The organism is Streptomyces sp. GMY02, assembly GCF_019056675.1.
Classification (GTDB): Bacteria; Actinomycetota; Actinomycetes; order Streptomycetales; family Streptomycetaceae; genus Streptomyces; species Streptomyces odonnellii.
This window is the reverse complement of sequence record NZ_CP077658.1, coordinates 5,983,116-6,000,700: the sequence shown is the minus strand read 5'-3', so window position 1 is coordinate 6,000,700 and position 17,585 is coordinate 5,983,116. Positions and strand designations below refer to the sequence as shown.

Genomic DNA, 17,585 nt, shown 5'->3' with positions numbered 1-17,585 from the left:
GCGGGCCCCGTGACACGGCGGGCCCCGTGATCCCGTGAGCGCCGCGGTTCAGGCCGCGTGGTCCCTCGGCGGGGTCGGAGCCGACGGGCGTTCGCCGGTGGAACCGCACAGCTCGCTGTTGAGGTCCCGTACGAGCCGCTCCAGCTCCGCCGCCGGCCGGTCCGGCTGCCACCAGTCCCCCAGCAGATCCGTCAGTGACTCCTCGCGCGCCTTCGCCAGCGCCTCGGCCGTCTCGGCTCCCCGCGCGGTCAGCGTCAGTTCGAGGCCCTCGCGCCGGGCCAGGCCGCGCTCCTCCACCTGCCGGGACGCGTCGGTGACGGACCTGAGCGGTACGGGCAGGGTCTCCACCAGCAGCCCGGGCCGTACGGAGCCCTGCCGCCGGATGCGCAGCAGCAGCCAACTGGCCGCGGGGAGCAGGTCGTACCCCGCCTTGGCGGTGATCTTCTCGTAGATACGGCGGCGGCCCTCACGCGTGCCCAGCACCGAGAGCGCGCGGGCGACCTCGTCGCGGGAGGAGCGCTCGACCGGGTTGACCGCCAGGGTCGCGCTGACCTCGGGCGCCGTCACCGAGCCGCGCAACGGCTCCTCCTTGAGGAAGCAGGCGACGACAAAGGCGAGCACCACGACCGGCACGGCATAGAGGAAGACATCGGTGATGGACGTCGAGAACGCACGCAGTACGTCGGCGCGCAGCGCGGGCGGCAGCAGTTCGATGGCGCGCGGGTCGGAGGACAGCCGGCCAGGGCCGACGCCGGGCGGCAGCGGCTGGCCGGCCAGGGTATGGGTCAGCCGGGCGGCGAGCAGATTGCTGAAGACCGTGCCGAATGTCGCGACGCCGAAGGACGCGCCGATCGAACGGAAGAAGGTCGCGCCCGAGGTGGCGACGCCCAGGTCCCGGTAGCTGGCGGCGTTCTGCACGACCACCACCAGGACCTGCATGACCAGCCCCAGCCCCGCGCCGAAGACGAAGAGATACACACTGGTCTCCCAGGTGCCGCTGGTGACCGTCAGCCGATGGAGCAGCAGCAGCCCGACGGCGGTGACGGCCGCGCCGAGCACGGGTATCGCCTTCCAGCGGCCGGTCCGGCTGACGAGATGCCCGGACACGGTGGAGGTGATCAGCAGCCCGGCCACCAGGGGCAGCAGATGCACCCCCGACATGGTGGGGGACACGCCCTGGACGACCTGAAGGAACGTCGGCAGATACGTCATCGCGCCGAACATCGCGAAGCCGACGACAAAACTGATGACCGCGACGAGTGTGAAGGTCCTGAGCCGGAACAGCCGTGGCGGCAGCACGGGTTCGGCCGCACGTCGCTCGACTTCCATGAACAGAAGGAGCAGTACGGCGCCGAGCGCGGCGAGGCCGATGATCTCGGCGGAGCCCCAGGCCCAGGTCGTACCGCCGAGCGAGGCGACGAGGACGAGGCAGGTGGCGACGGAGGCGATCAGGAAGGTGCCGGGGTAGTCGATGGTGTGCCGGGTCGCGTGCGCCGGTATGCGCAGGACGGCGGCGATGACCGCGAGCGCGACCACGCCGATCGGCAGATTGACGTAGAAGACCCACCGCCAGCTCAGTTCCTGGGTGAAGAAGCCGCCGAGCAGCGGGCCGAGCACACTGGTCACGCCGAAGACCGCGCCGAACAGCCCTTGGTACCGGCCGCGTTCGCGCGGCGGGACGATGTCGCCGACGATCGCCATCGACAGCACGATCAGCCCGCCGCCGCCCAGTCCCTGGAGCGCGCGGAAGGCGATGAGCTGGGGCATGTCCTGGGCCGTGCCGCAGAGCGCGGAGCCGGCCAGGAATATGACGATGGCTATCTGGAAGAGCCGCTTGCGGCCGTACTGGTCGCCCAGCTTGCCCCAGAGCGGGGTGGCGGCGGTCGACGCCAGCAGATAGGCGGTGACCACCCAGGACAGATGCTCAAGACCGCCGAGGTCGCTGACTATGGTCGGCAGCGCGGTGGAGACGATGGTCTGATCGAGCGAGGCGAGCAGCAGGCCCAGCAGCAGGGCGCCGATGATGACCAGGACGGTGGGCTGGCTCCGGTCCTCACCTGGGACCGGACGCACGGTGGGGGTGCTCACATGCTGAACCATCGGGACATCTCCTTGGATCCACCGGGGGTTTCCATCCTGACCGTTGTGTCCCGTTATGGCCCGCCGAGCGCGGCCGGAGGACTGTCATGGGACTGCCGGAGGACCGTCGGAGGACCGCCGGAGGGCGACCGAAGGGATTGGGGGCGCGCATCACCGTTCTCACACGGCCTGCATAATCGGCGGCAGTTCAAGGGGAGGGGACCCACGTTGACCGGACAGCTCTGTCCCGAATGCGGTACGCCGCGCACCACCGGAGGCGGACCCGGCTGCGGGTGCGAGGCGGTACGGAAGGAAGCGGCGGAGCGGCAGCGGCCGGACGCGGAGGTGCGTCAGGACGCGGAAGCGCAGCCGTCGCAGACACAGGCACGGACACAGACGCAGACTCAGGCACAGACGCAGGCTCAGGCTCGGCAGAACGCGGGGACGCGGGAGGCGCGGCAGGACGCCGAGACGACGATGGTGCTGCGGGCGGTGGCGCCGGGGGCGGTGGCGCCGGCGAAGGGCACCGCGGCGGCCGGCGTGGCAGCCGGGGCGCCCTCGGGCAAGGCGGGTACGGGAGCACGGGCCGCCGGAGCAACCGGCGCCGGGGCCGCGGAAGCGACCGCCCGCGCCGGAGCCGAAGGAATCGCCGAGGCCGAGGCCGCCCGGCAGGCGGGCCTCCAGCGCGCCGCCGCCGAAGAGATCGCCGAGGCCGAGGACTTCAACCCGCTGCGCGTACGGCCGTACGTGACGCTCGACGCGGACGACGACAGCGCCGGGCCGCCGCCGGTCCTCCGTACCGCGGGCCCGATGCCGCCCCTCGCCCCCGTGCCCGGTTCGGCCGTACCGCCGCCCGCGAGCTTCCCCCAGCCGGCGCCGCGCCGCAAGCGGTACCGGGCCCTGGTGATCGGCGCGGCGGCACTGGCGGTGATCGGGACGGCGGCGTTCGCGGGCGGACTGTTCTCGCGGGACGAGCCTCAGGACCAGGCGCTGCCGGAGCGCACGCGCGACCTGCCGACCGTGGGTGCCGCGGAAGCGTCGGGCCCGTCGGAGTCCTCGGCGTCCCCGGCCCGATCCGTCTCCCCCAGTCCCAGCGCCACGCCCTCCCCCTCCGCGACTCCCACCCCCAGCGAGGTACCGCCCGCGGCCGACCCGCCGCCGGCCTCCGCGCCGCTCCCGTCCAGCACCCCGGAGAAGACCCCTTCGTCCGCGCCGCCCCCGCCCACGCGCCGCCCCTCCCAGGCACCGCAGGGCGGATCGCTCGGGCCCGGGGACTCGGGACCCGAGGTGGTGGAGTTGCAGCACCGGCTGGAGGAGGTCCGGCTGTTCTACGGCCAGGCGGACGGGCAGTACGACGACCGCGTCGAGCGCGGCGTACGCATCTACCAGTCGTACAGGGGCATCGAGGGCGACCCGGAGGGCGTGTACGGGCCGAACACGCGGCGGGCGCTCGAGGCTGAGACCCGGGGGCGCGGTCGACGCCACTGAGCCGCTTTGTATAGTATCGAAACAAAGTGGTTCCGCCCGTATACCCTGACCGGCGGGCGGAGCCGCTTCTGTCTGCCCAGCCCGCCTCGTCCCGCCCCCTGTTCCGCCTGCTCCGTTCCGTAAGCCCCGCTCCCGCGCCTCTGGAGTCCGCCGATGACGGCCACCACCGCCACCACGACGACGTCCGTTTCCGTCCTGACCACCCGCGCCCTCCTTCTCGACATGGACGGCACCCTCGTCAACTCCGACGCGGCCGTGGAGCGCATCTGGCGGCGCTGGGCGGTCGGCCAGGGGCTGGACCCGGACGAGGCGCTCAAGGTGGTCCACGGCCGCCAGGGGTACGCGACGATGGCCGTCCTGCTGCCCGACCGGCCCATGGAACTGAACCTCGCCGACAACGAGCGGATGCTGGCCGAGGAGACCGCGGACACCGAGGGCGTCGTCCCGATCCCCGGCGCGCCCGTGTTCATGGCGGCCATCGCCGCGCTGCCGCACGCCCTGGTCACCTCGGCGAACGTCCCCCTGGCCGAGGCCCGGATGACGGCGGCCGCGCTCCCGATGCCAAAGATCCGCGTCACCGCCGAGAGCGTCGCCGCGAGCAAGCCGCACCCGGAGGGCTTCCTGCTCGGCGCGGCCGAGTTGGGCTTCGCACCGGAGGACTGTGTGGCGCTGGAGGACTCGGAGGCCGGCATCACGGCGGCCCGCGCGGCGGGCATGCGCGTGGTGGGCGTGGGCCCGCGGGCCGCGGCACTGACCCCGGACATCCATGTCCAGGACCTGACGGAACTACGGGTGGAAGCGCTCCCGACGGGCGAAATCCGCCTGCACACGGGGTCGTAGGGGGGTCTCGCCGGTCTTGCCGGGCTCGCGGGGCCCGGCACGCTCGCGGCGTCGGCACGGCCCGGCCCGCCACCGGCGGGGGCCCTCGTAGACGTACGCGATGCCACCGCCCCGGACGACCACCGCACCCTTCGGCGGCGGCAGCCCCGCACCCACCGGACGAATGCCCCACCGGACGATCGCCCCGCCGTCTCACTCGTCCCGGTGCAGCCTTCCCCGCGCGACCAGTTCCAGCACCGTAGCCACCGCCACCGCCTGCACCGCCATCAGCGCCACCAGCACGAAGAGCTGGACCGCGCCCGCCTGTACCGGGGACGCGCCGCCCAGGAGCATGCCGACGAAGGCGCCCGGCAGGGTGACCAGGCCCACCGTTCTCGTCTGGTCCAGGCCCGGCAGCAGCGCGTCCGCCGCCGCGGGCCGGGCCACCTCCATCCGGGCGTCCCGTTCCGGCAGCCCGAGCGCGAGTCCCGCCTCGACCTCGCCGCGCCGCGCGTGCAGGTCGTCCAGCGCCCGCCGCCCGCTGAGCACCGTCGCGGTGAGCGCGCCGCCGATCAGGATGCCGACGACCGGGATCACCGCGATGCCCTTGAGCGGTACGACGCCGGTCAGCAGCAGCGCGGCCATGACGGGCGCCACCCCCGCCCCGATCGGCAGGGCGGCCCACCACCAGGTCCGATTACGGGTGACCCGCCGCCCCGCGGTCCATACGGCGACGGCGTACATCAGCACCACAAAGCCGAGCAGGGGCGCGACCGCCCCGATCACCCAGCCGATCAGCAGCGAGACCACACCGAGCTGGACCGCGGCCCGTACCCCCGCGAGCGCGATCTCACGGGCTCGCCCGAGCCGGGCGAACGCGGCCACGCCCACGGCTGCCACCAGCAGCAGCCCGAGCACGACCCAGAAGGTGACATCGACCCGCAGCAACACGCCCCCAGCCTAAGGGCGTGTCCGCAAAGTCTCCCCTGGCCCGCGACGCCCGGCACGCACGCACCGCGGACTCAGCCCGCGGGGCGGTTCTTCCGGTTCTTCCGGTACGAGAGCAAGGCGGTGACGGCGAAGACCGCGGGCAGCCCCGCGCCCATGACGACGAAGGGATTCATCACCGGCTCCGCCCACTCGGGAAAATCGACGAAGAGGGGAAGCAGCGCCACGACCATCAGCGGGATGAACGAGAGCATCGAGCACACCATGCCGAACATCAGCGCCGTATGGCGGGCCTGGCTGCGGGCGATGTGAACCGCCGCGTCCGCGTCGGGCGCCCACTCCCGGCCGCGCAGCTCCTCCCAGATCTCGTGGAGCAGTTGGTACTCCCGCGCCAGGTTCACGTGGATGTCGTCGACGTAGGGAAGCAGGCGCCGCTTGCCGTCCCTGGAGTACACGTAGACGATCATCGAAGGAGCGTCGTTCTGTGTGAGCGCACCGGGATTGGGCGCGGCCTCGATGGTCTGTATGTCCTCCCAGGCGATCCGGCGCCGGCCGAAGTACCCGCGGATCTCGATACCCTTCAGGTCGGCCACGGTGGCCAACTGCCCCGCCGCATGGATGAGCCAGCCCAGAAGTCCCACCACGAGCAGGGTCACCGCGGCCGAGGCCCAGACAGGAATGCCGACGAGCCACAGCGGCAGCACGGCGAACACCGTCCCCACGCCCGCGGTCGCCATCAACGCGGTCGTTCTGCCGGACCGCACTCTGTATTCACGTGGCACTCTCTGCACGCCCATCCCCCACCCCCACGCCGTCGGATCCGTTTCCGGCCGGGGCCGGAGTATAGGATCCGCCCTCCGAGGCCGACCAGATTCGTGCCCGTGAACGGTGCGGAACAAGCGCCCCCGTGCCCCGCCCGTACCCTCGACGCCGCCCCGCGCCCCGCGCGCCGTCCCGCGCCCCCGCGCGCGCAGCCGCCTCCGCGCCGTCAACTTTGCCCCGATTGAGGCGACTTGCCCACCAGTCAGGAACTACCAGGCGGCCATAGCCTCTTGATGTGACGTGCTCATGTCGCCACCCTGTTACCTGGCACCCACCCCATGGAAACCCGCCGCGACCACGATGGCGGCCGGACCCGCGCGGTCTCGCGCGGCCCGGCCCGTACACCCCACCCCCCGCACGGTCCCGTCAGCTTCCCCCCACCTCAAGGGAGTTCGCATGTCTGGTATCTACGCGCGTCGAATGCCCCGTATCGCCGTCCTCGCCGCTTCGGCCGCCCTCGCCACCGCCACCACCCTGCTCACCGCGCCCTCGGCGCAGGCGGCCATGCCCACCCCGGTCAGCGCGGCGACCGCCCGCAGCTACCTGGGCCAGCTCACCGTCCGGGCGGAGGGTTCCACCAGCGGTTACAGCCGTGACCTGTTCCCGCACTGGATCACCCAGTCCGGCTCCTGCGACACCCGCGAGGTCGTGCTGAAGCGCGACGGCTCAAACGTCGTGCAGAACTCGAGCTGCCAGGCCACCAGCGGCAGTTGGTACTCCCAGTACGACGGCGCCACCTGGACCGCCGCGTCCGACGTCGACATCGACCACATGGTGCCGCTCGCCGAGGCCTGGACCTCCGGCGCCAGTAGCTGGTCGACCTCGCAGCGCCAGTCCTTCGCCAACGACCTCACCCGCCCGCAGCTCATCGCCGTCACGGACAACGTGAACCAGTCGAAGAGCGACCGCGACCCGGCCGAGTGGCTGCCGCCGCGCACCGCGTACCGCTGCACCTACGTCCGTGCCTGGGTCCAGGTGAAGTACTACTACAACCTCAGCGTCGACTCGGCCGAGAAGAGCGCGCTCACCAGCGTCCTGAACGGCTGCTGACACCGGCCGCTGACACCGGCCGCTGACGGCCGCCGTCCTGGACGGCGGCCGGCACCCGGCCGCCACCGCCCGCCGCACCGCGGGCCCACCGGCCCGGCTCCCGGCTCTTCCCCGCCCCCCACACCGGCCGGGACCGCCTCCCCGCCCTCCTCCGCCGTTCCGTACCCTACGGTGCGACGGAGGAGGGCAATCATGACCGGACTGCGCCTGGGACCGCTGCTGCGGTACGTGGACTTCGACGGCGGCGGTACGGCGAGTGTGTGGGTCGAGGCCGACCGGCCCGCCGAGGCCGAGGTCCGGTGCGCGGACGGCGCGTACGGAACGTCCCGTACGTTCCAGGTCGCCGGCCACCACTACGCGCTCGTCCAGGTGACCGGCCTCACCCCCGGCACCGCCACCGCGTACGACGTGCTTCTCGACGGCCGCCGGGTCTGGCCGCCGGAGGACCCGGCCTTCGCGGCCTTCCCGCCGAGCCTGATCCGCAGCCCGGACCCCGCCGCCGAAGCCGGAGAGGTGCGCGTCTCGTTCGGGTCCTGCCGGTGGGCGTCGCCCGCGCAGGGCGAGCCCGATCCGGTCGGCCCCGACGCCCTGGGCACCCTCGCCAAGCACCTGGCGGCCGACCCCGGGGCCGCCCGCCCCGACGTCCTGCTGCTCCTCGGCGACCAGGTGTACGCCGACGAGACCTCGGAGGCGACCCGCGCCCGGCTGGCGGAGCGGCGCGATCCGGCCGAACCGCCGGGCGCCGAGGTCGCGGACTACGAGGAGTACACCTATCTGTACGACGAGTCCTGGGGCGACCCGGACGTTCGGTGGCTGCTCTCCACCGTACCGAGCTGCATGATCTTCGACGACCACGACCTGGTCGACGACTGGAACACCAGCGCCGCGTGGCTCGCGGACATGCGGGCGACGCCGTGGTGGCAGGAGCGGCTGCTCAGCGGGCTGATGTCGTACTGGGTCTACCAGCACCTCGGCAACCTCTCCCCGGCGGAACTGGCGGCGGACCCGCTGTACGCGGCGGTACGGGCGGAACCCGACGGAACCGTTCCGCTACGGCGGTTCGCCGCCGAGGCCGACCGCGACCCGGCGTGTGTGCGCTGGAGCTACCGGCGCGACTTCGGCCGCACCCGGCTGCTGATGGTCGACTCGCGGGGCGCCCGGGTCCTGGAGGAGTCGCGCCGCGCGATGCTCGACAAGAGCGAGGAGCAGTGGGTGCGCGACCAGATAATGGACGGCCGCGCCACGGCCGGGTCACCGGAGGACCAGGAGGCGCGGCTTCCGGCCGGGGCGGGCCCGTACGTCTCCGAGCCCGGCCCGTACGACCATCTCCTCATCGGCACCTCGCTCCCCTGGCTGCTGCCGCCCTTCATCCACGACGTCGAGTCCTGGGACGCGGCGCTCTGCCGGGGCGAACGCGGCCCGCGCTGGGCCCGGTTCGGTGAGAAGCTGCGCCGTGCGGCGGATCTGGAGCACTGGGCCGCCTTCCCCGCCTCGTTCGAGCGGCTGTCCGCCCTGATCGCGGAGGCCGGCCGCGGACCGGGAGCCCCGGCGACGGTGTCCGTACTGTCCGGCGACGTCCACCACGCTTATGTGGCCGAACCCACCTGGCCGGCCGACACCGCCCCGGACGCGAGGATCCTCCAGCTCACCTGCTCCCCGGTCCACAACTCCGTCCCCGGCTGGATAAAACTGGGCTTCCGCCTGGGCTGGAGCCGCGCGGCCCGCCGCCTGGGCCACTCCCTGACCCGCCACGGCCGGCTCGCCGCCTCCCCCATGACCTGGCACAAAACAGGCGGCCCCTGGTTCGCCAACCAGCTCATGACCCTGACCCTGCACGGCCGTTCAGCCGAACTGACCCTCGCCCAGGCCCAAGCCCACGAAGGCACACCCGAATTGACAACCACAGACAGGCGAACCCTGACCGACTGATCCCCGGCCGTGCCCGGCGGGACCCCGGGCGGCGCGGTGCCGGCGGCGTCCTGACAGGCGTTCAGTGATCATTCACACAAGGCGTGATCCTGGGCCCAAGGCTTCGGCTGCCGGGTCGGCAGCGGCATGATGATGCGGACCATCCGCTTCCCGTACCCCACATGCCCCGGGAGTCACAGTTTTGTCCGATGCACGGCCCTCCAAGTCCCGTTCATTCGCCGTCGTCGGCGCCGGTCCCCGCGGCACCTCGGTCCTGGAAAGACTTTGCGCGTCCGTGCCCGAGCTGGCGCCGGACGTGCCGCTGACCGTTCATCTCGTCGATCCCGCGCCGCCGGGCGCGGGTCTTGTGTGGCGTACGGATCAGCCGGCCGAGCTGCTGATGAACACCGTGGCCTCGCAGGTGACCGTGTTCACCGACACCAGCGTCGAGTGCGCGGGCCCGATACGTCCGGGCCCGAGCCTGCACGAGTGGGCCGCGAGCCGTCCTGAGGAGCGGCTCGGCCCCGACGACTATCCGAGCCGCGCCGCCTACGGCCGCTATCTGGAGTGGGCGTTCCGCACAACAGTGGAGAACGCGCCGGAGAATGTGACGGTCAAGGTCCACCAGGCCCGCGCCATCCGCCTCGACGACGGCACGGATGATGGCGCGAATGGCCTGAACTCGCCCACCGATGCGTCCTGTTCAACCGGTACCTCCCGCTCGTCCACCCCGTACCGGCCCTCTCAAACGCTCGTCCTCGACAATGGCACCGTGATTTCCGGCCTCTCTGCGGTGGTGCTCGCACAGGGCCATCTACCGGTGGTTTCCGGCCAGACCCAGGCGACCCTCGCGCAGTACGCCGAGCGCCACCGGCTGCGCTATCTGCCGCCCGCCAACCCCGCGGATGTCGATCTGTCCGGGGCCGCGCCGGGCGAACCGGTTCTGCTGCGGGGCCTCGGTCTCAATTTCTTCGACCACATGGCGCTGCTGACGGCCGGCCGCGGCGGCATCTTCGCGCGGGACGCCGAGGGCGTTCTCGTATACCACCCGTCCGGGCGCGAGCCGCAGTTGTACGCGGGTTCGCGGCGCGGAGTCCCGTACCAGGCGCGCGGGGACAACGCGAAGGGGCCGTCGGGGCGGCATCTGCCGCTGGTGCTGACGCCCGATGTGATCGCGGTGTTCCGCAAGCGCGCGGACGAGGGCGACCCGCCGGACTTCCTGGACGAGATATGGCCGCTGGTCGCCAAGGAGGTCGAGGCGGTCTTCTACGCCACCGGGCTGGACGGCGCCGGCACCGGACCGCTCACCCGGGAGGCGTTCCTCGACCGGTTCCTCGCCACCCCGCACGGCAGCCCCCAGGAGTCCGCCGTCCTCGACGCCGCCGGGATCGCCCCGGACGCCCGCTGGTCCTGGGACCGGATCTCGCGCCCGTACCGCGGCGAGACCTTCCGCGACCCGGCCGATCACCGCGCCTGGCTGCTGGCCCATCTGCGCCGGGACGCGGCCGAGGCGGCGCTCGGCAATGTCGCGGGCCCGGTGAAGGCGGCCCTGGACGTGCTGCGGGACGTACGGAACGAGGTGCGCCAGATCGTGGACCACGCCGGTCTGGCCGGCTCGTCCCGGCGCGACCATCTCGACCGCTGGTACACCCCGCTCAACGCGTTCCTCTCCATCGGCCCGCCGCGCCGCCGTATCGAGGAGATGGCCGCGCTGATCGAGGCGGGGGTGCTCGATGTGATCGGGCCGCGCACGGCCGTACGGGCGGTGGACGGCGCGTTCGTGGCCGAGTCCCCCGATGTGCCGGGCTCCGCCGTACGCGCCACGACCCTGATCGAGGCCCGGCTGCCGGAACCGGATCTGAGACGGAGCTGCGACCCCCTGCTGTCACGCCTTCTGAAGACCGGTCAGTGCCGGCCGCACCGCGTCGGCGGTTACGAAACCGGCGGCCTGGATGTAACACGCCGTCCGTACCACCTGATAGGCCGCCAGGGGGAACCTCACCCCCGGAGGTTCGCCCTCGGGGTGCCCACGGAAGGGGTCCACTGGGTGACCGCGGCGGGAGCGCGGCCGGGCGTCGACTCGGTGATGCTCTCGGACACCGACGCGGTGGCACGTGCCATCTTGCGCACTCCGGACATCAGGGTCACGGAGGAGCCGGCGGAAGACTCGGCGCGAAATGATCCCCGGCAAAATGTTGAACTTGCAAGCATTGATTAGGTCTGCCTAACGTGAGGGGGAGCTTCTCATCGGTCCAGACCAATCGATCGAAGGAGTACTACCCCCCATGTACACACGCCTCAACCATGCCCAGCCGTACGCCATAGGGCTGTTCCGTATCGTGGTCGGGCTGCTCTTCGCCTGCCACGGAGCCGCCTCGCTCTTCGGCCTCTTCGGCAAGGACACCGTTTCCGCGGGCTCGTGGCCGGGCGGGTTCGCCGCGGTCATCCAGCTCGTCGGCGGCGGTCTTGTCCTGCTGGGCCTCGGCACCCGGGTGGCGGCACTGGTGTCCTCGGGCTCCATGGCGTACGCCTACTTCAATGTGCACCAGCCCGAGGGCCTCTTCCCCATGCAGAACAACGGCGAGCCCGCCGCCATGTTCTGCTGGGCGTTCCTGCTGATCGTCTTCACCGGCCCCGGCGCGCTCTCGCTGGACCGGCTGTTCTCCTCGCGGGACTCCGGCGGCGAGGGCGAGCGGACCGGGCAGGAACGGCGTACGGCGGTACCCGCCTGAGCCTGAGCCGTGTGGCACGGCCTTGTGGCACACCCGCTCCGTCCGGCGGCACACCCGCCATGTTTGATGGCACACCCGGCGAGTCCGGTGGCACGCCCGCCCGCCGACGACCGGACCGACCCCGTACGAGGTCCGGACGTCGGCGTCGTGCGACCCCGCCCTCACTCTCCGTACCGCACAGGCGTACGCTGTACGACGGCAGCCGCCCTGCCGCTTCCCTGCGACCGCGGCACTGTCACAGGCACGTGCGGGGAACGGGCGGGGAGAGTCGAGAAGGTGCTGGAGAGTCTGGGGTCGCTGACGGGCAGCCCATGGATCTACGCGGTGGTGGGGGTCTCCGTCCTGCTGGACGTGTTCCTGCCCGTACTGCCCAGTGGTGTCCTGGTGGTGGCGGCCGCCACAGCCGCGGCGGGCTCGACGACCGTCGCCGAGGTGACCGTCGCGGAAGCGGCGGGCCGGGTGGCGCAGGTGCCGACCGAAGTACCCGCCGATGTGCCCTCGCTGCTCATCCTGATGCTGTGCGCGGCCGGTGCCTCCGTGCTCGGCGATCTCTTCGCGTTCCGTATCGCCCGGCGCGGCGGCAGGCTCGGCCTGGCCATCGCGCGCTCACGCCGGCTGGCCACCGCGCAGGAACGGCTGGGGAGCGCGCTCGCCGGAAGCGGTGGCATCCTCGTCGTCCTCGCCCGCTTCGTCCCGGCGGGACGCTCGATCGTCTCGATCGGCGCGGGCGTGGCGCACCGCAAGGCGCGGGAGTTCCTGCCGTGGTCGGCGCTGGCGGGCGTGGCGTGGACGGGCTACAGCGCGGGCCTCGGCTACTTCGGCGGCCAGTGGCTGGGCGCGAGCTGGACCGGCACGGCGGTGTCCGTGCTGGCGCTGTTCGCCGCGGGCGCGCTGGCGGCGTACATAGTCAAGCGCCCGGACCGGACCCCGGCCCCGGCCGCCTGACCGGCACGCGTCAGGCGCTTCCCGCAGCCGTACGGGCCTGGCCCGCGCCCCGTATCTCGATGTCCTGGAGCAGCCGCGCGGTCGCCTCCGCGATCTCGTCGACGGCCCGGTCGAAGACCTCGCGGTTGTGCGCGGCGGGCGCACGGAAGCCGGAGACCTTGCGCACGTACTGGAGCGCGGCGGCCCGGATGTCCTCCTCGGTGGCCTCTTCGGGGAGGACGGGCGGACGGAGGGTCTTGATGCTTCGGCACATGCCCCAAGTGTGAACCATGGGTACGACAGTGGCCCCGGCCCGGCCACCGCCCCCACCGCCCACCGCCCTCAAGCGCCCACCACCCCCAAGCGCCCCCTCAGCCGCCGCCCTCAATCTCGCCGGACCCCGACGGCCCCGGTGTCAGCCGCGCAGTGCTGTCCCGTACCACCAGCCTCGTCCCGAACTCGATCCGCGCGTCCGCCTGGTCCGACTTCCGCAGCCTCAGCAGCATCCGCGCCGCCTCCTCCGCCATCGCCACCAGCGGCTGGTCCACCGTCGTCAGCGCCGGGCTCGACCACTGCGCCAGCGGGATGTCGTCGTACCCGACCACCGACAGGTCCGCCGGGATCCGCAGCCCCAGCACCCGGGCCGCCTCCATCACCCCCATCGCCTGGAGGTCGCTGCCCGCGAAGATCGCGGTCGGCCGGTCGGGAGCGCTGAGCAGTTCCATCGCGTGCGTACGGCCCGACTCGACATGGAAGTCGCCGAAGCGCACCAGCTCGGGGTCGACGTCGAGGCCGGCCATGCTCATCGCCGAGCGGAAGCCGTCGAGCCGCGCCAGTGAGCACATCATGTCCTCGGGCCCGGTGATCACCGCGATCCTGCGGTGGCCCAGCTCGGTGAGATGCCGGGTGGCGGCGAGCCCGCCCGCCCAGTTGGCCGACCCGACCGAGGGCACATCGGGCTCGGGGTCGCCCGCCGGGTCGATGATGACGAACGGGATGGCCCGGGACCACAGCTTCTTCTTGAGGTCGTCCGGAAGCGTCGAGAAGACCAGCACCACCCCGAGCGGGCGCCGCCGCAGCACCCCCTCGACCCAGTCGGCGCCCGGGGAGTGCCGGGTGCCGGTCTCGGTGAGGACCACGCTCACCCCGGTCTCCTTGGCGATGTTCTGCACGCCTCTGATCAGCTCCATCGACCAGGTGCTGTCCAGTTCGTGGAAGACGATCTCGATGAGGGGTGCCTCGGGCGCGCCGGGCGCCGAGCGCCGGTACCCGTGCTCTTCGAGCAGCGCCTCCACCTTGACCCGGGTCGGCGCCGCGACATCGGGACGCCCGTTGAGGACCTTCGAAACTGTCGAGAGCGAAACCCCGGCTTGCGTAGCCACCTGGGCCAGGGTGACGCGGCCTGCACTCCTGTCATCACGCATGGACCGAAGGATAAGCCACCGGGAGTCACCGCAAGTCGGTAACGGTTTGGTCGCGCGACGACCGGGCTGTTGACCGGTCCGTGGAGGGGTTCTACGGTCACTCGCCAGAATACTTTCGGCAATGTGGCCGATACTTTCGAAAGGTCCAGAGGTCTGTCGATGAAGACAAGCGCAGCGAAGACACGCGCACGGATGACACGCGGCCCGTTCTCGAAAGCCGTCGCGGGCGGGGTGACGCTCGTCCTGGGGCTGAGCCTCGCGGCCTGCGGCGGTGGCGACAGCTCCGCCGGCGGCGCCGGGGAGTTCCATGTCCTGGTCTACGGCGACTCCGCGAACAAGGTGGAGAAGCAGATCGTCGACACCTTCAACAAGACCTCCGAGGTGAAGGCGGTCCTGGACACGGTTCCGGGCGCCGACTACCAGCAGAAGCTCCAGACCATCATCAACACCCCGCAGGCACCCGATGTCTTCTTCAACTGGGGCGGCGGCAGCATCCAGCCCTTCGTCAAGGCGGACCTGCTGCTGCCGGTCGACGACCTGATCGCGAAGAACCCGGGCGATCTCGGCGGCCTCAAGTCGAACTTCCTGCCGTCGGTGTACGACACGGCCAAGGTGGACGGCAAGGCGTACGGCATCCCCATGCGCGGCACCCAGCCCGTACTGCTCTTCCACAACAAGGCGGTGCTCGCGGACGCCGGTGTGCAGCCGCCGAAAACCTGGAACGAACTGCTCGACGCGGTCCGCAAGCTGAAGGCGAAGGGCGTCACGCCCATCGCGCTCGGCGGCGGCGACCGCTGGCCGACCCTGATGTGGTTCGAGTACCTGTACGACCGGATCGCCGGCCCCGAGCTGCTTCAGAAGGCCCTCTCCGGCGACAAGAGCGTCTGGGAGAGCGCCGACAGCAGGAAGGCGCTGAGCATGCTCAAGGAGCTGGTCGACTCCGGCGCGTTCGGCACCAACTACGACTCCGTGAAGTTCACCGACGGCGGCTCCGCGGCGCTGCTGGCGACCGGCAAGGCGGGCTTCGAGCTGATGGGTTCGTGGGAGTTCTCGACCCACCAGAACGACAACCCCGACTTCGCGAAGAAGGATCTCGGCTACAGCAGCTTCCCCACCGTCGAGGGCGGCAAGGGCGATCCGGCGGCCGTCGTCGGCAACACCAACAACTTCTACTCGGTGCTCAAGCGGACCGAGCACGCCGACGCCATAGCCGAGTTCCTGAAGCTGATGTACTCCGACGAGTTCGTCAAGGCGCAGCTCGCCATCGGCAATCTGCCCACCACCACGAACACCGCCCCGTTCCTGGACTCGGCGGACAACGCGGAGTATCTGAAGTACCAGTTCGACCTGGTCGACAAGGCGCCCTCGTTCCAGCTCTCCTGGGACCAGGCGTACCTCCAGACGAACGCCACGCCCCTGCTCACGGCGGTCCAGCAGTTCTTCAACGGGCAGGTCGACGCCGACGGATTCATCAAGGCCATGCAGGCCCTGACCACGTCCTGAGGCCCCTGAGCATGAAAACCGACATGGCCGCCGCCCCCGGCACCGTCTCCGGTGCCGCCGCCGGCGCCCCCGCAAGCGTCCGGCCGGACGGACGGGTGTCAGCCGGCCCGGGGTGGGCTGGGCCCTGCCCGCCGCGCTGTTCTTCGGCCTGTTCGCGATCGTGCCGCTGGTGCTGGTCGCCGTACTGTCCCTGACCCGCTGGGGCGGTCTCGGCGCCCCGGAGTTCGCGGGTTTCGACAACTGGGTCACGCTGTTCCACGACCCCGTGATGATCAAGAGCCTCTGGCTGAGTGTGCTGCTCACCGGGCTCGGCGTGCTGGTCCAGACCCCGCTGAGCATTCTGCTCGGGGTCTGGGCGGCCGGTCCCCAGCGCAACAGGGCCGTGCTGTCCGCGGTCTTCTTCGTACCGCTGCTGCTGTCCGCCACGGCGGTGTCCGTGCTGTGGCGGGCGCTGCTCGATCCCAACTTCGGGGTGCCGGCGCAGGCGCGCTGGCTGTTCGGGGACGGCAATCTGCTGGGCGACCGCACCGGGGCGATCGGAGTGCTCGTGCTGGTGAGCGCCTGGCAGTTCACCCCGCTGCACGCGCTGATCTACCAGGGGGCGACCCGGGCAATCCCCGAGGTCCTCTACCAGGCGGCGGCGATCGACGGGGCGGGGACCGTACGGCAGTTCTTCCACATCACGCTGCCGCAGCTCCGCAACTCGATCATCACGTCCGTGATCCTGATGGTGGTGGGCGGGCTCACCACCTTCGACACCGTACTGATCCTGACCCAGGGCGGGCCGGGCACCGACACCACCATCAGCGCCTACTACATGTACACAAAGGCCTTCAAGAGCTTCGACTTCGGCGCCGGAGCGGCCATCGCGCTGCTGCTGGTCGTCGTCGCGACCGTCATCTCGCTGGTCGTGGTGCGGGTTTCGGGCTACGACAAGATGGCCGGGACGAAGGACGGCCTGTCATGAGCCGTACGCACCACACCGCGCGCACCCGGAGCTCCACACGCCCGATCGGCCGCCGCACCCCCAACTACCTCGCCGGGCTGGGCGTTCTGCTCTGGCTCTGTCTGGTCGCGCTCCCGCTGTACGTGATGCTCGGCGCCAGCGTCCAGTCCCGCGCCGAGTACGGCAAGGGCGGCCCGCTCTCCTTCCCCGGCTCCTTCACCTTCTCCAACTACGTACAGGACTTCTCCAACGGCTTCGGCCGCTACTTCCTCAACACCGTGGTCGTCACGGCGAGCGTCGTCGGGATCGTGCTGCTTCTCGTACCGCCGCTGGCCTTCGCGATCGTACGGAACCGGGGCCGTGCCACGTCCAGTGTGTTCCGGCTCTTCCTGCTCGGTCTCGCCATCCCGGCGCAGGCCGTGATCGTCCCGATGTTCTATGTGATCAGCAAGGCGGGGCTGTACGACAACCTCATCGGGGTCATCCTGCCCACCGCCGCGTTCGCCCTGCCCGTCTGCACGCTCATCCTCACCGGCACCATGCGGGACATCACCGATGAGCTGTTCGAGGCCATGGCCATCGACGGGGCGAGCACCCGGCGGGTCTTCTTCCAGTTGGTCGTCCCGCTGTCGAAGAGCGGTATCGCGACCGTCGTCGTGTTCTCCGCGCTCCAGGCGTGGAACGGCTTCCTCTTCCCCCTCGTACTGACCCAGTCGGAGGAGACCAAGGTGCTCACCCTGGGCCTGTACAACTTCCAGACCCAGTACGGAATCGACATCCCCGGGCTGCTGGCGGCCGTGGTCCTGTCCACGCTGCCGGTCCTGCTCGTCTACCTGTTCGCCCGTCGTGCCCTGGTCCAGGGGCTGATGGGCGTGGGAGGAAAGTGACCCACCACACCGCGATCACCGAGCGCGACCGCGCGGAGCGTATCGCCCATCTGAT

15 protein-coding genes are annotated in these 17,585 nt (G+C 71.3%); 10 read left to right on the top strand and 5 right to left on the bottom strand.

Annotated features, from left to right (window positions below):
- Nucleotides 1-48: 48 nt before the first annotated feature.
- Nucleotides 49-2,100, bottom strand: a complete 2,052-nt coding sequence (locus KQY30_RS25445) for an MFS transporter (RefSeq protein WP_217308825.1) — start codon at nt 2,098-2,100, stop codon at nt 49-51.
- 207 nt (nt 2,101-2,307) lie between these two features.
- Between KQY30_RS25445 and KQY30_RS25440 the strand changes: the two genes are divergently transcribed.
- Together KQY30_RS25440 and KQY30_RS25435 are read left to right on the top strand one after the other, a co-directional pair.
- Nucleotides 2,308-3,567: a peptidoglycan-binding protein gene (locus KQY30_RS25440; RefSeq protein ID WP_254407321.1), complete on the top strand. Its 1,260-nt coding sequence runs from the start codon at nt 2,308-2,310 to the stop codon at nt 3,565-3,567.
- Nucleotides 3,568-3,720: 153 nt separating this feature from the next.
- Complete coding sequence (locus tag KQY30_RS25435; RefSeq protein ID WP_217308824.1) at nt 3,721-4,407, top strand: HAD-IA family hydrolase; 687 nt, start codon at nt 3,721-3,723, stop codon at nt 4,405-4,407.
- Nucleotides 4,408-4,599: 192 nt separating this feature from the next.
- Here the strand turns inward: KQY30_RS25435 and KQY30_RS25430 are convergent, their stop codons facing one another.
- Nucleotides 4,600-5,337: an ABC transporter permease gene (locus KQY30_RS25430; protein WP_217308823.1), complete on the bottom strand. Its 738-nt coding sequence runs from the start codon at nt 5,335-5,337 to the stop codon at nt 4,600-4,602.
- 71 nt (nt 5,338-5,408) lie between these two features.
- Nucleotides 5,409-6,071 carry a PH domain-containing protein gene (locus KQY30_RS25425; RefSeq protein WP_217308822.1) on the bottom strand — a complete coding sequence of 221 codons (663 nt, stop codon included), beginning with the start codon at nt 6,069-6,071 and terminating at the stop codon, nt 5,409-5,411.
- 481 nt (nt 6,072-6,552) lie between these two features.
- Between KQY30_RS25425 and KQY30_RS25420 the strand changes: the two genes are divergently transcribed.
- The 5 genes from KQY30_RS25420 (at nt 6,553) to KQY30_RS25400 (ending at nt 12,791) form a co-directional block, all read left to right on the top strand.
- A complete protein-coding gene (locus KQY30_RS25420) occupies nt 6,553-7,206 on the top strand; it encodes an HNH endonuclease family protein (protein WP_217308821.1) in 654 nt (217 codons plus the stop codon).
- 192 nt (nt 7,207-7,398) lie between these two features.
- Nucleotides 7,399-9,135 (top strand): alkaline phosphatase D family protein, encoded by a 1,737-nt coding sequence (locus KQY30_RS25415; protein ID WP_217308820.1) that lies wholly within the window; start codon nt 7,399-7,401, stop codon nt 9,133-9,135.
- A gap of 181 nt (nt 9,136-9,316) precedes the next feature.
- Entirely contained in the window at nt 9,317-11,332 is a 2,016-nt protein-coding gene (locus KQY30_RS25410) for an FAD/NAD(P)-binding protein (protein ID WP_217308819.1), read from the top strand.
- A gap of 67 nt (nt 11,333-11,399) precedes the next feature.
- Nucleotides 11,400-11,846 carry a DoxX family protein gene (locus KQY30_RS25405; protein WP_217308818.1) on the top strand — a complete coding sequence of 149 codons (447 nt, stop codon included), beginning with the start codon at nt 11,400-11,402 and terminating at the stop codon, nt 11,844-11,846.
- 276 nt (nt 11,847-12,122) lie between these two features.
- Complete coding sequence (locus KQY30_RS25400) at nt 12,123-12,791, top strand: DedA family protein (RefSeq protein ID WP_217308817.1); 669 nt, start codon at nt 12,123-12,125, stop codon at nt 12,789-12,791.
- 10 nt (nt 12,792-12,801) lie between these two features.
- Here the strand turns inward: KQY30_RS25400 and KQY30_RS25395 are convergent, their stop codons facing one another.
- Together KQY30_RS25395 and KQY30_RS25390 are read right to left on the bottom strand one after the other, a co-directional pair.
- Complete coding sequence (locus KQY30_RS25395; protein WP_217308816.1) at nt 12,802-13,044, bottom strand: DUF2277 domain-containing protein; 243 nt, start codon at nt 13,042-13,044, stop codon at nt 12,802-12,804.
- 97 nt (nt 13,045-13,141) lie between these two features.
- On the bottom strand, nt 13,142-14,194 hold the full coding sequence (locus KQY30_RS25390) for a LacI family DNA-binding transcriptional regulator (protein WP_217308815.1): 1,053 nt from the start codon (nt 14,192-14,194) through the stop codon (nt 13,142-13,144).
- Nucleotides 14,195-14,353: 159 nt separating this feature from the next.
- Here KQY30_RS25390 and KQY30_RS25385 point away from each other — a divergent pair, with 159 nt between their 5' ends.
- From KQY30_RS25385 to KQY30_RS25375, 3 genes are all read left to right on the top strand, one after another.
- A complete protein-coding gene (locus KQY30_RS25385; RefSeq protein WP_254407320.1) occupies nt 14,354-15,697 on the top strand; it encodes an ABC transporter substrate-binding protein in 1,344 nt (447 codons plus the stop codon).
- A 112-nt stretch (nt 15,698-15,809) separates the two neighbouring features.
- Complete coding sequence (locus tag KQY30_RS25380) at nt 15,810-16,664, top strand: carbohydrate ABC transporter permease (RefSeq protein WP_217308814.1); 855 nt, start codon at nt 15,810-15,812, stop codon at nt 16,662-16,664.
- Complete coding sequence (locus KQY30_RS25375) at nt 16,661-17,530, top strand: carbohydrate ABC transporter permease (protein ID WP_217308813.1); 870 nt, start codon at nt 16,661-16,663, stop codon at nt 17,528-17,530. Before KQY30_RS25380 ends, KQY30_RS25375 begins: the two co-directional genes overlap by 4 nt.
- Nucleotides 17,531-17,585 lie beyond the last annotated feature (55 nt).

Coding starts and splice junctions, on each gene's coding strand:
- KQY30_RS25445 (WP_217308825.1), bottom strand. CDS start 2,100: ATGGTTCAGCATGTGAGCACCCCCACCGTGCGTCCGGTCCCAGGTGAG.
- KQY30_RS25435 (WP_217308824.1), top strand. CDS start 3,721: ATGACGGCCACCACCGCCACCACGACGACGTCCGTTTCCGTCCTGACC.
- KQY30_RS25425 (WP_217308822.1), bottom strand. CDS start 6,071: ATGGCGACCGCGGGCGTGGGGACGGTGTTCGCCGTGCTGCCGCTGTGG.
- KQY30_RS25420 (WP_217308821.1), top strand. CDS start 6,553: ATGTCTGGTATCTACGCGCGTCGAATGCCCCGTATCGCCGTCCTCGCC.
- KQY30_RS25415 (WP_217308820.1), top strand. CDS start 7,399: ATGACCGGACTGCGCCTGGGACCGCTGCTGCGGTACGTGGACTTCGAC.
- KQY30_RS25405 (WP_217308818.1), top strand. CDS start 11,400: ATGTACACACGCCTCAACCATGCCCAGCCGTACGCCATAGGGCTGTTC.
- KQY30_RS25395 (WP_217308816.1), bottom strand. CDS start 13,044: ATGTGCCGAAGCATCAAGACCCTCCGTCCGCCCGTCCTCCCCGAAGAG.
- KQY30_RS25390 (WP_217308815.1), bottom strand. CDS start 14,194: ATGCGTGATGACAGGAGTGCAGGCCGCGTCACCCTGGCCCAGGTGGCT.
- KQY30_RS25385 (WP_254407320.1), top strand. CDS start 14,354: ATGAAGACAAGCGCAGCGAAGACACGCGCACGGATGACACGCGGCCCG.
- KQY30_RS25375 (WP_217308813.1), top strand. CDS start 16,661: ATGAGCCGTACGCACCACACCGCGCGCACCCGGAGCTCCACACGCCCG.